Raw genomic sequence first — 14,506 nt, 5'->3', positions numbered from 1 at the left:
CGGTAGGTCAGTACTCGAGGCGGTGTGGCACGAACTCGAGGGTCAACATGGCGAAAACCGCGGGCAGCAGATCACGGACGCGAACGAGCACGTATCGGCGGTCTGCAAATGCGTGGAACTTCCGCAGAAACCGGTACAGCGATTCAAGGTTGAGCAGCGGGTCGCCGACATGAACAAGAGCGCGGGCAATCCGGCTCAACCGGGTCTGTGGTTCGTCGGCGAACAACTCCGGAAAAGCGCCGAACGCCAACGAAACCCGGTTCGCACCCGTGTCCTTCGCATAGTCGATGACGTCGATGGTCATGCGCTCGTCGACGCCGTTCGGAGCGTCGAGCGTCCGCCACGGCACGTCGATACTCAGCTCACGACCGCCGGCTGAGGTTCCGTACCGCTGGAACCCGACTGCCCTGCCGTGCGAGTCGCGAGCTATCACGACGAGCATGCCCGGATGGCGTCCGTCGAGCAGGTGATCGAGGATCATCGAGAATCCACGATTCTGATGTCCTGCATGCCATTCGTCGACAATTCCCATGAGTTCGGCCCGCGTCGATTCGGAAAGCGCAGCCTCCCATTCGATGTCGGTCTTGATACCGAAGTTGTGGGTCCGGCTGACGGCTTGGCGCAAGTTTCGAAAGCGCCGTCCCTCCAGGTTGAAGTCGTCGACATCGATGACGACATCGCGCCCGATCGGCACCGCCCGGCCACCCGACTGCGCCTGCCACAGCGGCAGGCACCGCTCCCCGGCACCGAGCACTGCGACCCGCCAACCGTGATCGCGCGCGAACGCCGAGAAGTCGGCGATCAGCAGCGGAAAGTCCTGTGCTGCACCGATCGGATCGCCCGCGACGACGGCGATTCCGGCCCGCGTCCGGTAGGCAATGGCAGCGGTCTGGCCTTCGTTGAAGAAGTAGCTCTTCCACGAGTGCAGCGCGAACGGCGCGAGTGGATCGTCGATGGTCCGCGATACCAATGCCGCGACGGCACACAGCTGTTGCGGCTGGGGCTTGCTGCGCGGCGCCAACATGAAGACGAACCCTGAAGCGCCGATCAGGACGAAGCCGACGGTCTGGTAATCGGCACGATATCCGAGATCGCCGAACGCAATGAAAAGTACGGCGAAGGTCGTGTGCGCCAGCGATATCGGCCGCCGCAGGTGGAGGCCACGGGCAACGAACAAACCAGAGAGTGCTGCCGCGAACAACCAGCCTTCGGCAGTCCCTTCCCGTGCTGCGCGTATCGCCGAGTAGGCGAGCACGACGCTGATCAGCAATACGCAGAAGCTGGCGAGGGGTCGGAGTACCCCCGCCCCGGAGCCGTTGATCCCCTCGCGCAACCCGGAACGCGTCGTTACCCGGACGTGCATTAGGCAAGTTTAGCCGCCCTAACGACATTCGTCGCCTTATTTGATCATGCCGCCGTCCAGAATCAGCTGGACCGCACTGTCTCTCGACATCGGCTTGGCGAAATGCCAGCCCTGGCCGATCACACACCCGAGGCCCAGCAGTGTCCGCAGCTGTTCGTCGCTCTCGATCCCTTCCGCGACAGCGGAAACTCCGAGTGACCGCGTCATCGTCAGGAACATCGTCAGCAACGTCTTCGCTCGGTCGGTAGGTAGGTCGGCAACAAAGGTCCGGTCGATCTTGATTCCTTCGAGGATCCCCGCTCCCGAAAGCTCGCCCAAGCGAGCCATATTCGAATAGCCGACGCCGTAGTCGTCGATGAGTACGCGAATCCCAGCACCGCTGATCGCCCTGAGAACTCCCCATGTTCGCGCTGCGTTCTCCATGACGGCCGTTTCCGTCAGCTCGATCGCGACGCATCCATATGGCAGGCCGACCGCGTCAGCAGCACGAATGATTTGATCCGGTAGCCCAGGATCGCGCAGTTGCCGTGCAGCGACATTGATATTGATGGAGACGAAGTCAGCCGACGAGCCCCGACCGGCATTCCAGGCAGCGGCCGCTTCCAACGATCTGTGCAGCACCAGGTCGAACAGGTCGTCGATCAACGGCGATGACTCTGCCAAAGCAATGAACTCGTCCGGACTCACCGGACCGAGGCGCGCATCGTTCCAACGCGCCAGCGCTTCGAACCCGGCTACTTTCCCGTCCGCGAGCCGGCAGATCGGCTGGAATTCGACGTCGAGCGCTCCCGATTTGATGGCGCTACGCAGCCGAGTGGACACCTGCAGGCGTCGACCAGCCCGATCTGCGTCCGCGCGATAGAAGCGGTGCGACGCACGACCCGAGCGTTTCGCCGCGTACATCGCGCTGTCGGCGTGCGTCAGCAAGCTCGACGGACTGTCGCCATCCATAGGGGCCACCGCAATTCCGATGCTCGCCGTGATGCTGACGTCGAGTTCGGTCATTTGCTCTCCGGCATCCACCTCGATGCGCATCGGCCGCGAAATCTCGCCGAGGATCTTGTCCGCGATCGAAGATACCTCTAGGAGGTCGTCGGAATGGAGCCCGACGATCAGTTCGTCGCCACCCAAGCGGCCCAAAATTGCTGTGCTGCCCACAATTCGACGCATCCGTCCGCCGATTCGGCGCAGCACGACGTCGCCGACCAAGTGACCGTGCGAATCGTTGATGTCCTTGAAATCGTCGAGATCCACCAACAACAGCGTCAGCGGTCCGCCTGAGTCGAAGGCTGCGGCGAGTTCCTGCTCGATCTGTCCGCGACTACCCAACCCCGTGACCGCGTCCGTCTCGGCGAGCATCCGAAGTGCTTGTTCGCTGACCACCTGAGCGGTCACGTCGGTGGTGATGCCCAGACTGCCTTTCAACGCGCCACCTGCGGTGAACAGTGGACGGTATTGGGTGTCGTAGATGTGCGGGCCGATCGCAACGCGAACACGGAATTCCTCGCCCGAGAGTGCTCGCATGTTGTTCGCGTAGATATCGGGTCGATCGGCATAGACCGTGTGGATACTTTCGCCGATCAATTGACCAGGCTGAAAGCCGAGATCTTTCAGCACACCGCCTGTGGATACTCGAATGATTCCTGCGGTGTCTACTGCGAAGACGAGAACCGGCGCCGACTCGAGAATCGCAGTCACGCTCTCGAAGGTCTCCCATGAATCGGAATCTGCGATCGCAGGTGCACCACTGCTCTCCATCCGAGAGCGCGCAAACGCGACGACATACCCGCCGCCGAGTGCTGGATCGTCGGCGTCGGTTTCACTCATCGACACCTCCAGCGGAAGCATTTCGCCGTCGCTGCGCAGCCCGGTCATCGTGAAACGGCGGCCCTGCACCCGCGGAGTCCGAGTTTCACGCAACCGTGACAGCGCCGCAGTCTGCCGTTCGAGCAGGGCAGGCGGGAACAGCACATCGACTGGGCGGCCGAGCAATTCCTCCCGCGCATAGCCGAACATGTCGGCGGCCGCCGAATTCAGTTCCACGATCAGTCCGCTCGGATCGCCGACGACCACCGCTTCAGTAGAGGCCCGAGCGAATGCACCGCAGATCAGTTCCGCCAGGTGGCGGTTATCCGCTTCGGCCATCTCGCGATCGTATCCGGACACGGGTCGGACCGAACAAGTTACGGCAGGGTCGCCTTGATCAGCATGACGTTGTAGTCAGACCAGGTTGTCGCCACAAAATAGAGGTCTCGACCGCTCGACCACGGGTGAATGTACGCACCGTACATCCCGGACACCTCGCGACTTCCGATCAGCACATCCGGGCTCCCCCATGGTCCTTCAGGACGGTCGGCGACACGCATCACCGCAGGATTCGACCCGTCGGAATATAGCGCAATGAACTTGCGCAGATGGTCGTTGTACGCGACGGACATCTCCCCGACAGGTCCCGCAATCACCGGGGTTGCAGCGGCAGGCACGGTCGGCGTCCAGCCGTGGCCGTCCCAGTATTCGTACGCAATTTGATTGGCGAAATCTGCTTCCTTGACCCGTGCCAACGACACCGAGCCCTTCCGCCCCGACGGTGTGCCGAACAAATACACAAACCCGCCGTCTTTGACGTACGCGCCCATCTGAAAGTTGCCGTTCCCGGTCAGGGGATCGTTCGGTCGAACCGTCGTCAGATCGACCTTCCACTTTTCTCCGTTGTCGACCGACGACGCCAACGCCGAAAAGTTCGTGACCCATTCACCGGGTTCGCCCCAGCTGCGAACGGACATGAAGTTGATGTACTGAATGCCGTTGGCCTCGACCCCCGCTGTCGGGATCGTGGTCATCTCGACGCCGTCGATCTTCTTGCTCGGAATGATCTCCTTGGCGTGCCGGTCGCCGTCGAGCGGAGCGCTGTCGATCGTCATGCCGTCGGCAAGGTTGTGGTCGGTCGACCGGAAAAGGACGTTGCTCCGCCAATCCCCCAGCAGGCCTTCACAAAAGGGTTGCCTGGAGACGCCGACGGTGTCGCCGAATGCTGTGAGGATTTGGCCCGAGCCGTTGTCCCACATGATGCCGAGGTCGGTGCCGACGACATTGAAGCGGCGGACGGAGTCGTTCGGACTGTCCAGGCCCGTGAGGTGGGCGACCGCCTGCGAACGACCCTTCAGGTTCGGCAGGCCGCCATCGCTGCCGTTCAACCACGGGATCGGATTCGTGCCGCCGAACGAACTTCCACTCGACGCCGAACTGCCGAGGCTGCCGGTGCCGCCGGTGCAGGGCCCGGCCGACGCGGTCGGCGCGCCTGCCGTGAGCACGGTCGCCGCCAGGCAGGTCGCCGAGAGAGCAATTCCGATTCGACGCATGAGTTAGCTACTGCCGCCGCTGAACATGTCGAAGAAGAGTTGCATGATGTCGCCGAGGATTTTTCCCATTCCGACTCCTGGTCCAGGTGCGTGGTGGCGCGCCGAAGCGCTTCGCGGACAGTCTCACCCACGAAACCGCCGAAACTCTAAACCTCTACCAAAGGGTTATCTAATCGAGTCGTCAGGAAGGCGTTAAGCCGCCGTTAAGAGAACTTGAACCGCCGTTCGCGAGGCTTGATCCATGGAAGCCAGCAAAGACGTGTCCGCAGACGCAAAACCGTTGCAGGTCGACGGCCCATCCGATTTCACGTTCGTACTCGCGCTCATCGCCTTGCTGATGGTCAACATGGCCGTCGTGTTCATGTTCGTTTTTCCGCCGGCACCCAGTTAGTCGGTTCCGGACCACGCCCGCCGCAGGGCTTTTTGTTCGACGCAAGCGCAATTGCGTTTGCGCGTAACAAATTCCTATGCGGCATGGCCGCGCTACGCCAGCCTTCCTGCCAACTTCTCGATGTAGGCCGTGACCTCGTCAGCGGAACGATCTGGCAAACCGAACGCAATGTCGGTGACGCCGATCTCTTCCCAATGCGCGAGCTTCGCCAGGTCCGGCCGACCGTCGAGCGCGATGATGCGCGGCGATCCAGCTCGGCCCGCATCAGCCCACATCCGCCGCAGCAATTGCACGCTGTCGTCGATCTCGGTCTCACGCGGAGTCGTCAGCCAACCGTCTGCCGAACGGACGATCCATTCGAAGGTCTTGGCTGTCCCCGCTGCACCGACGATGACGGGTGGGACGCGAATCGGCTTCGGCCACACCCAACTGGGACCGAACTTCACGAAATCGCCGTCGTAGCTGGCCTCCTCGTCGATCCACAGCGATCGCATTGCTTCGAGATACTCGCGCAGCGCCGTACGGCGCTTGCCTGGGGGCACGCCGTGATCGGCGAGTTCGTCGGTATTCCAGCCGAATCCGGCACCCAGCAGCACGCGACCCCCGGAGAGGTGGTCGAGCGTCGCGATCGTCTTGGCCAAAGTGATCGGATCGTGCTCGACAGGAAGTGCCACCGCAGTCCCGAGTTCGATGCGTTCGGTCACCGCCGACGCCGTGGCGAGCGCAACCCAGGGATCGAGGGTGCGCATGTAGCGGTCGTCAGGAAGACTCGCGTCACCCGTGCCAGGGTGAGCGGCTTCGCGTTTGACTGGTATGTGGGTGTGCTCGGGCACGTAGAACGTGTGGAAGCCGTTGGCCTCCGCAACGCGCGCAGCGTCCGCCGGCGTGATGCCACGGTCGCTGGTGAACAGGACGATCCCGTATCGCAGGCTCATCCCCGAATTAGAACACGTTCTCATCCGCAAACTGAAGGTGCCCAGCCGCCAGTACCGTGGATTCGTGGCACTCACATTGCTTCGCACCGCCGGAATCGCCGGCTCTGTGACACTCGCCTTGCTGTGCTCGTCCTGTTCCGCGGACGCGGAGGAAGAGAACCCGGTCGACCGGGTGAAGGCGGCGTTCGCTAGCAGCTACGGCATCGCAAGCAGCAAAGTCGACGTCAAGATCGGCGCTGTCGTCAACGAATGTCGGTACTACTCCGCGTCGACCACCGCGGTCACCGATGTCGGATCGCAGACCTTCGTCGTCCTGCCCGATTCGCGACTCTTCGGCAAGGTTCCCGGCTCGCTGGAAAACGCGACCGCCGTCCTCCGGGCCTGTTCTACCGGACAATCCGCCACCCAGTGGGCACGCGATATCGTGGATTTCAGTAGCGTCATCTACGCCGCGCCGATCACCGATCCGGCGACAGCCCGCGAGCCAGTCGCGACCGTCCACGCAGCCGGACTGGAATTCTTTGCGCCACAACTCACGACGACCGGCGACTCGACAGTGGTCAAGTTCTACTCGCGAAATGTCGGGTTCACTGCTCCCGCGGTTCACTACGTCGAAGCGACACTGCCCGACAACGGGACACTACGAGTCGACGCGCGCAAGCTCTAAGCGCGCGCTTCGGCGGCTGCGGCGATGTCCCGTAGGTCCTGCGACATCATTTTCTTCGTGATCGCTGCCCCGATGCGCGCGGTCACAGTGGCAACGACCTTCTCGATAGCGCCCGACGGGCCGCTGACCGCACCGAACGTCATCGCCAGCTTCGTTCCCGCATTGTCGGGCGTGAGCTCGAAAACCGTGGTGTAGTCCACCCCGCGCGCGTTCGACTTGATGACGGTCCGAGTCAGCGGATCGACCTCGGCAACCCACATCTCCATGGTGTCCTCTTTGCCCATGAGCTTGCGGGTCTCGCGCCACCGCGTGCCGACTTCGAACCCGCTGCCGGCCACCCGCTCCACGCGAGTCAAACCCGACAGGACGTCCGCCGTGCCTTCGATGTCGGTGAGCACAGCCCACACATCGCCAACGGGTGCATTCACTGGCTGGGAAAGCGTGATCTCGCTGCCCGACATTTCGCCTCCAAGTGGGTCAATGGACGCGTCGAGAATAACGCAAATCGGACATCCGGCTCAGGCGCCCTTGATGCGCAGGCCCACCGATATCGAGTAGGCCTTGCTTCGGAAATGCAGGACCGGATCGTCCGACGGCTCGATCCCATCGGTCACGTTCATGGGATCGAAGACGATGACCTCACCGTCGCGCTCGCGCTCGGTCTCGATGCCGGTGATCTCGAGCGTGCCGAGGTCGACTCTCTCGTCGCTCGACCACGGCGCGGAGGGATCTACCGAGGAATCGTCCGGACCAGCGAGCTGCGTCTGCAGCTTGAACCGCACCGGGCCACGCGCAAGCCTCGAATCGAACTCCTCGGTCAAGAAGTCGCGAGGCTTCGACCTGGCAGCCAGCAGCGAGACGAATTCCTCGCCGTCGACCGGGATCCAGTGGTAGCGAACATATCTCGACTCCCCCGCCGCGTTGACGAAGCGGAACGCGTGCAATGCGTGATACTCGACTGTCGAGTATCCGGCAGGGATCTTCGCCGCTACCGCATTCTGGCGCAGCCCTCGAAAGACCTCCGGATTGCGCGCGGCGAACTTCGCGAAGCGATATCCCGATGCCGCACTCGGTTTGGCCGCCCGAACGAACTCGACGAAGCCGTCCGGCGAGTTTGCGACGAACAGCCGGGCGGTCTGTGCGGAGATGTCGGTGGTCGATCCATCAGGCAGCGTCAGCTTCACCGCCATCCCTCGGACAGTGGGCCTGGAATCCGCAGCCTCAGGGTCGCCGGACCCGTTGGAAAACCTGATCAACGCGGGGACGGCGTTCCCGTCGAAATGCGCGGCGCGTGACAACCCAGCAGCCTCGGGAGTGGCGGTGAACTGACCGCTGTAGAGAAATCCCTTGGCGTGCAACGCTCGATAGCCCGGGTGCGCGCCGAAAGTGTCGTGAACCGCCGCTATCGCGTCTTCAGGAGTGACCATCGATCTATCCTATTTGCGAGTCAGCCCAAGGCTTACTGGAATAGCGGCGATCGACACGATCGCGATCATCACTTCGACAGCCGTGAGCGCGCCGCCTTGCCCCCAACTGCTGCCGGCGAGAATCAAGAACAATGTGCCCACCGTTGCAGCACCCAGCGAGATGCAGGTTTGCTGTGTGGTGATGAGGATGCCGCTCCCGAGGCCTGCCTGCTCTTGCGGCACTTGGGCCATCACGACTCCGAACAGCGGCATCATCACCAGCCCCGCACCGAGGCCGATCACGAACATAGGGATCGCCAGAGTGAGTGGGCCGACATCGGGCCATCGCGCGGCAACGACCGCGGCACAGGCGAGATAGCCGACAGCCTGAATCGCCCAGCCTCGCACGATAATGCTCGGACCGTAACGCTCCTGCAGCTTTGCGTTGTAGACCGACACCGCCATGAAACTGACCGCGAGTGGAAGGTAGGTCAGGCCACCTTCCAACGGCGACATGCCGCCTTCGCCCTGCGTAGCGATCGCGAAGACGAACATGAACCCGCCGAAGGTAGAGAAGAAGGCAATGCCGATGATCAAACCGATTCGCATGCCGCGCAATCGAAGGACTGACGGCGGGACCAGTGCCGCCCTGCCGGACCGCTCGAACCAGCGTTGATGCATTGCGAGGACGACGGCAAGCGGTACGACCGCCAGCAACATCACCCAGGTCCAGATCGGCCAGCCGAGTGCGCGCCCTTCGGTCAACGGAAGGAGCAGCATGACCAGCGTGGTGCCGAGCAACAACGCGCCGATGCCATCGACAGGAAGGCGGACCGACGCTTTCGTTTCGGGAATCACCCGGTAGGCAGCGATGAATACGATGACGCACACCGGAATGTTGACGAAAAATACCGTGCGCCAACCGAGTCCAGCGATGTCCGCCGAAACCAATACGCCGCCCAGAATCTGGCCGACGGCGGCGCCGACGCCGCCCGCGGCGCCGAACATGCCGACCGCGCGGATTCGGCTCGAACCGGTCAGTACCGCAGCGATGGTCGCCAGGACCTGGGGCGTCATGAGCGCTGCGACAGCACCCTGACCGACTCGGAAGGCCAACAGCGTCGAGATGTTCGGCGCGAGACCGCAAAGCAGCGAGAAAACCGTGAACCCTGCCATACCGATCAAGAAGAGTCGGCGCCGACCGAACGCATCACCCAGCCTGCCGCCGACCACCACGAGCGTCGCGTTCGCGATTCCATAGGTGCCGACCACAAGTTGCAGGCCGGCCTTCGACGCCCCCAGATCCGACCCGATGGACGGCAACGCCACATTGATGATGAAGAACGAGAGGATCGGCAGGAATGCCCCACCGATGAGAGTGGTCACCGCGATCGTGGACAGCTCTGTAGGCGACTTCGCCGATTCGGCTGCCGCGACCGGCTCGGTCACGGGGTTCCTCGTCAGGTTTTGCGTCATGAGTCGGGTGTTCTCCGATGATCGTCTTCGAGGGTGGATCACTGTCGACATTGGCACGACCCTCTGACAGGTAACGCCGAGCACAGCACTCCGCATTCCTTCGGTGGGCCCGGTCGCCGACTGACTCATTCCCGACCCGGGCTGCGACTGCGCGAATAAGCTGGCGATCAGCGGATTTCGGGCTCGACCTTGAATGCGGGGACGCTATGAGTCAAGACCTGGCGAAAACCAATGCGGCGACACCGATTCCTCGCGCGCTGTCGCGAGTGCAGATCAATCTCGTATTCACGACGATCGTGCTCGGAATGTTGCTGTCGGCACTCGACCAGACCATCGTCGCGACGGCGTTGCCGACCATCGTCGGCGACCTCGGCGGCGCAGGTCATATGAGCTGGGTCGTCACGTCCTATCTTCTGGCAGAAACTATTTCGACCGTGCTCGCCGGAAAGTTCGGTGACCTTTTCGGCCGGAAGAGGATCTTTCAGCTGTCCGTCACGATCTTCATCATCGGTTCGTTCTTCTGCGGTCTCGCGACGAATATGGAGATGCTGATCGCGTCGCGCGCCGTACAGGGCATCGGCGGCGGCGGTCTCGCCGTCACGGCAACGGCGCTCATAGCCGACGTGATTCCGCTGCGCGAGCGCGGCAAGTATCAAGGCGCGCTCGGTGCGGTATTCGGTGTAACCACCGTCATCGGCCCGCTGCTCGGCGGGCTCTTCACCGATCACCTCTCGTGGCGATGGGCGTTCTATGTCAACGTCCCGATCGCGTTCATCGTGATCGTTCTTGCCGCACGGACGATTCCCGGCATCACCTCGACCGCGAAGCCCAAGGTCGATTACCTCGGCGTCTTGTTCGTCGCGCTCGGAGCAACGGGACTGACGCTCGCAACATCATGGGGCGGAACGCAATACGCCTGGGGCTCGGCGACCATCATCGGGCTGTTCGTCGGTTCCGTGATCGCGCTGACGGTCTTCGTCTTCGTCGAACTTCGTGCCGACGAGCCGATCCTTCCGATGCACCTGTTCCGCAGCAAGGTCTTCGCCATCGCATCGGTGCTCAGTTTCATCGTCGGCTTCGCGATGCTCGGCGCGATCACCTTCCTTCCCACTTTCCTGCAGTACGTGAACGGCACGACCGCCACCGAGTCCGGCCTGCGAATGTTGCCAATGGTGTTGGGCCTGTTGGTCACTGCGATCGCCAGCGGGAATGTCGTGGGAAAGACCGGTCGCTACAAGGAATTCCCCATCGCGGGCACCATAGTGATGGCGATCGGTCTGTACTTGTTGTCGAGAATGGATGCGACAACTTCGATTTGGCTCGAATCGCTGTACATGCTCATTCTCGGCAGTGGCATCGGCTTGGTGATGCAGGTCCTGACGCTCGTCGTACAGAACACCGTCGACTACCGCGACCTGGGCTCGGCTACCTCGGGTGTGACCTTCTTTCGCACACTCGGCGGATCGTTCGGCGCATCGGTCATGGGGACGATCTATGCCAACAACCTGGAGACCGGCCTGCCAGCGGCATTGGTCGCCGGCGGGGTGCGAGACCCCAAGCTGGTTTCGACACCGGACGCGCTACACAAACTCCCCGACGCGGCCCGCGCGCCGATCGTCGCGGCATACACCGACGCGTTGCAGCACGTATTTCTCTTGGCGGTCCCGGTCGCCGTCGTAGGTCTCGCTTTGGCGATCTTCCTGCCACAGGTGACCCTCCGCGGCGTCGTGAAGGAATCCGCTCGCGGAACCGGCGACGGCTTCGCGATGTCGACCGGCTCGAATCCGGAAACGCAACTGGAGACGTTGATCGGCCGCGTAATCGAGAAGTACGGTCCGCGCGCGGCGCCCGCTGTCCTCGCCAGGTCTGGCTCGCGCCTGGACCTGGCAAAGGCGTGGGGGCTCTCGCGCGTCTACACACCGAGCCGCCTCATGCACGGCCCGGTGCCGCAGTCCGCGCTCGAAAAGCACATCGGCATTCCGCCCGGGGTGCTGACGACGTTCTACGACGACCTCGTCGAGGAAGGCGTGATCGAGCGCGACGGCGACCTGCTCAGCGTCACACCCGCTGGGGTCGCCGAGGCCGAAAAGGTCCGTGCGGCGTGGCGGTCGTGGCTGGTCGAACAGCTGGCGGACTGGTTACCCGTCGAAAAGTCCGGCTCGGACAAGGAAACCATGATCGACGACGCGCTGGACCGCATCGTCACCCGTGTGATCCGTGAGCAGTTGGACGACGAACTCGTCAGTGCGTGACTGATGCCCAGCGCAACTCATCGTCACCTCGAACCACGGGCTGCTCAGTGAGTGCCAGTCGCTCCAGTAGCGTCGCGGCTTCTGCCGGACCGTCATGCTTGGCAAGTTCCCCGGCGATGCGCTGCGCGTTCGTGCGATAGGCATTGTCGCCCAGCACCTTGTGCACCGAGTCGAGAATCTGTTCGTCGGTCGGGCGGTTCGTCTTCAGGTTCAACCCGACGCCGCTGTAGGCCATCCGGTTCCCGACCTCCGGCTTGTCCTCGGTCGTGCCCGCGCAGATGACTGGGACGCCGTGTGACAACGCGAACATCACTCCCCCATAGCCGCCGTTCGTGATGAGGACATCGGCGTGCTGCATCAACTCGTCGAACGGCACGAACTTCTCGACACGCGCGTTGGCAGGGACCTGCCGCGGCAGTTCCTTACCGCCCGTAGTCGCCACGACCAGCACGTCCTGATCGGCCAGAGCCCGCAGCGTCGGGGCGATCAACTCGTCACCATCGGTGGCGACGGTCCCCTGGGTGACAACCACGACCGGCTTGCGGCGGTCGACGACCTCGCTCCACCAGGACGGCTCGTCGAACTCTCCAGTGAACTGTGGCAGGACGGCGCCGACGAAATGCACGCTCTGAGGGAGATCGGACCTCGCGTACTCGATCGCTGGAATCGACGGCTGGAGGTAGAGCTGGTCGGAAAACATCGGCGAAAATTGCTCCCGCGGAAGGCCCATGGTCGCCCGCGTCGATCGCAGGAATGCGTTCACGTCGCGAAAGACGATCTTGTTCGCGACGAACGAGATGACGCGATTGCGCAGCTTGCCGAGCGCGGAGTAGTTCGGCAGCATTCCGATGCCGAACGGTGGTACGTCGGTGCTGGGCAGTCCGAGCACACCGATGTTGACGACTGCCCACTGCGGCAGCTCGCCGAGGTCGTGCAGCAGCTTCGCCCCGACGAACCCCGGATCCGAGACAACCACGGCAGGCCAGCGGCGCAGGATTTCCCGCAAGTCTTCCGCCTGCGCCGGACCCTGCTCGATGAAGATGTGCTTGAAATCGAACTTGATCTGCGCCAGGCCCTTGTGGCTCGACCGGCCGGGGAAAGCGGCGTCGTAGTCGGCATCGTCGTAGTCGTACGCAAGCGTCATCGGCGCAAACTGTGCGCCGACTCGCTCGATCTTCGCCTTGAACTTCAGCCCTGTGTAGACCTTGACCTCGTGACCACGCTCGACCAGGGCGCGCGCGATCTCCACGGATGGATTGACGTGACCAGTGATCGGATGCGCACAGATCAGAAACCTCGCCATTGCTGTCCTCTTTCGTTCGCGGCGCTAATGTTGCACGAAAGGTATCGCCGTGGACGGTCCGCGCACATCGGTCGTTCTGCCTATGCCGTCCGCATGGGCATCGTGGCGAAAGGCTGCGATCGAGCAGGTCCTCACCCAGTGGCCCACCGACTTCAACGGTGTCGACGTGTTCTGGCGCCGAGCTGACGGCAATTGGAAGATTTATATTTCGCACGCCGTCCCCGCAGGTAGCTAGCCCAATCCAGGTCTCCGTCTGGTCAACTTTGCGCGACCGGTCCACCATTTGTACAACTTAGGTGTTATTGTCAAACACAGACACAGACAATGCAGTCTGAGCCGTGAAAGGACGCGCAATGACTACGACCGAATCGCGCAACGCCGCTGGCGAGAGCGAAACCTACGTCGAAATGCTCGAACGCTTGTCCGATGGCTCAATCCATCGCAGCTTCGATCCCTATGTCGACATCGACTGGGACGCCCCCGAATTTCAGGTAGTGGACAACGACCCCCGGTGGATTCTCCCGGAGATCGACCCGCTCGGCCGCCATCCTTGGTACAAGGCCCTTCCTGTCGACCAGCAGATCAAGATCGGCATGTACCGCCAGGCGAACGTCGCCAAGGTCGGACTGCTGTTCGAGCAGATCCTTATTCGTGGCTTCATGACCTACTTGTCGACGCTGCCGAACAACTCGGCCGAGTTCAAGTACGCCACGCACGAGGTCATCGAAGAGTGCAACCACACCTTGATGTTCCAAGAGTTGGTCAACCGTAGCGGCGCCGATGTGCCCGGTTTCGGTCCGATCATGCGCCTCGCAGCACCGTTCCTCGGTGTCGCGGCGTGGCCGTTCCCCTCGATCTTCTTCATGGGCGTGCTCGCCGGCGAAGAGCCGATCGACCACATCCAGAAGTCGTACCTGCGCAGCGATGGCGATTACCACCCCATCGTCAAGGGCGTCATGCGGATTCACGTCGCCGAAGAGGCGCGCCACATCTCGTTCGCACACGAGTTCCTTCGTCAGCATGTCCCGGAGAACGGCCCGATCGGCAAGTTCGCGCTGTCGCTGGTCTACCCGGTCATCATGCGCATCCTGGCCGACGTGATCGTCGTGCCCCCGGCCGAGTTCTGGGCCGAGTTCGATATCCCGAAGTCGGTCAAGAAGGACCTCTTCTGGGAGCTGCCCGAGTCGAAGAAGACGCTCAGCGGCTACTTCGGTGACGTTCGTCTGCTCGCGGACGAACTCGGCCTGATGAACCCGGTATCCAAGGTGCTGTGGAAGGTCCTGAAGATCGGCGGTCGACCGTCGCGCTTCCGTAGCGAGCCCGAGCGCACCCCGCTGGCGCTGGTGAGCTGATA

General features: G+C 62.6%; 13 protein-coding genes. 5 read left to right on the top strand and 8 right to left on the bottom strand.

The features are described 5' to 3' along the window. Positions 1 to 7 precede the first annotated feature (7 nt). From FGL95_RS28465 to FGL95_RS28455, 3 genes are read right to left on the bottom strand one after another with little or no spacing between them, the layout of a single operon-like run. Positions 8 to 1,363 carry a bifunctional lysylphosphatidylglycerol flippase/synthetase MprF gene (locus FGL95_RS28465; protein ID WP_169593735.1) on the bottom strand — a complete coding sequence of 452 codons (1,356 nt, stop codon included), beginning with the start codon at positions 1,361 to 1,363 and terminating at the stop codon, positions 8 to 10. A gap of 36 nt (positions 1,364 to 1,399) precedes the next feature. Then, positions 1,400 to 3,508 (bottom strand): putative bifunctional diguanylate cyclase/phosphodiesterase, encoded by a 2,109-nt coding sequence (locus tag FGL95_RS28460; RefSeq protein WP_169593733.1) that lies wholly within the window; start codon positions 3,506 to 3,508, stop codon positions 1,400 to 1,402. Between the two features lie 38 nt (positions 3,509 to 3,546). Next, positions 3,547 to 4,722, bottom strand: coding sequence for a DUF4185 domain-containing protein (locus tag FGL95_RS28455; protein ID WP_169593731.1), 1,176 nt, complete (start codon positions 4,720 to 4,722; stop codon positions 3,547 to 3,549). Between the two features lie 241 nt (positions 4,723 to 4,963). Between FGL95_RS28455 and FGL95_RS28450 the strand changes: the two genes are divergently transcribed. Beyond that, complete coding sequence (locus tag FGL95_RS28450; RefSeq protein ID WP_169593729.1) at positions 4,964 to 5,113, top strand: hypothetical protein; 150 nt, start codon at positions 4,964 to 4,966, stop codon at positions 5,111 to 5,113. A 92-nt stretch (positions 5,114 to 5,205) separates the two neighbouring features. On the opposite strand, the gene FGL95_RS28445 is transcribed toward FGL95_RS28450, so the two are convergent. Further along, on the bottom strand, positions 5,206 to 6,042 hold the full coding sequence (locus FGL95_RS28445) for an LLM class F420-dependent oxidoreductase (protein WP_169593877.1): 837 nt from the start codon (positions 6,040 to 6,042) through the stop codon (positions 5,206 to 5,208). 70 nt (positions 6,043 to 6,112) lie between these two features. Here FGL95_RS28445 and FGL95_RS28440 point away from each other — a divergent pair, with 70 nt between their 5' ends. Continuing rightward, positions 6,113 to 6,715: a hypothetical protein gene (locus tag FGL95_RS28440; protein WP_169593727.1), complete on the top strand. Its 603-nt coding sequence runs from the start codon at positions 6,113 to 6,115 to the stop codon at positions 6,713 to 6,715. On the opposite strand, the gene FGL95_RS28435 is transcribed toward FGL95_RS28440, so the two are convergent. From FGL95_RS28435 to FGL95_RS28425, 3 genes are read right to left on the bottom strand one after another with little or no spacing between them, the layout of a single operon-like run. Continuing rightward, positions 6,712 to 7,176: an SRPBCC family protein gene (locus FGL95_RS28435; protein WP_169593725.1), complete on the bottom strand. Its 465-nt coding sequence runs from the start codon at positions 7,174 to 7,176 to the stop codon at positions 6,712 to 6,714. The genes FGL95_RS28440 and FGL95_RS28435 overlap by 4 nt on opposite strands. 57 nt (positions 7,177 to 7,233) lie before the next feature. Then, positions 7,234 to 8,142, bottom strand: a complete 909-nt coding sequence (locus FGL95_RS28430) for a catalase family peroxidase (RefSeq protein ID WP_169593723.1) — start codon at positions 8,140 to 8,142, stop codon at positions 7,234 to 7,236. 9 nt (positions 8,143 to 8,151) lie between these two features. Beyond that, on the bottom strand, positions 8,152 to 9,570 hold the full coding sequence (locus tag FGL95_RS28425; RefSeq protein WP_206072399.1) for an MFS transporter: 1,419 nt from the start codon (positions 9,568 to 9,570) through the stop codon (positions 8,152 to 8,154). A gap of 233 nt (positions 9,571 to 9,803) precedes the next feature. Between FGL95_RS28425 and FGL95_RS28420 the strand changes: the two genes are divergently transcribed. Further along, positions 9,804 to 11,849 carry an MDR family MFS transporter gene (locus FGL95_RS28420; RefSeq protein WP_169593718.1) on the top strand — a complete coding sequence of 682 codons (2,046 nt, stop codon included), beginning with the start codon at positions 9,804 to 9,806 and terminating at the stop codon, positions 11,847 to 11,849. Here the strand turns inward: FGL95_RS28420 and FGL95_RS28415 are convergent. Further along, on the bottom strand, positions 11,839 to 13,152 hold the full coding sequence (locus FGL95_RS28415) for a glycosyltransferase (protein WP_169593716.1): 1,314 nt from the start codon (positions 13,150 to 13,152) through the stop codon (positions 11,839 to 11,841). The genes FGL95_RS28420 and FGL95_RS28415 overlap by 11 nt on opposite strands. 49 nt (positions 13,153 to 13,201) lie before the next feature. On the opposite strand from FGL95_RS28415, the gene FGL95_RS28410 reads away from it, so the two are divergent. Together FGL95_RS28410 and FGL95_RS28405 are read left to right on the top strand one after the other, a co-directional pair. Beyond that, the gene (locus FGL95_RS28410) at positions 13,202 to 13,387 is read left to right on the top strand and encodes a hypothetical protein (protein WP_169593714.1); all 186 of its coding nucleotides are present in this window, start codon (positions 13,202 to 13,204) and stop codon (positions 13,385 to 13,387) included. A 118-nt stretch (positions 13,388 to 13,505) separates the two neighbouring features. Continuing rightward, positions 13,506 to 14,504 (top strand): AurF N-oxygenase family protein, encoded by a 999-nt coding sequence (locus FGL95_RS28405; protein WP_169593712.1) that lies wholly within the window; start codon positions 13,506 to 13,508, stop codon positions 14,502 to 14,504. Positions 14,505 to 14,506 lie beyond the last annotated feature (2 nt).

This window comes from Antrihabitans stalactiti, assembly GCF_012932915.1.
Classification (GTDB): domain Bacteria; phylum Actinomycetota; class Actinomycetes; order Mycobacteriales; family Mycobacteriaceae; genus Antrihabitans; species Antrihabitans stalactiti.
This window is presented reverse-complemented; position numbering and strand designations above follow the sequence as displayed.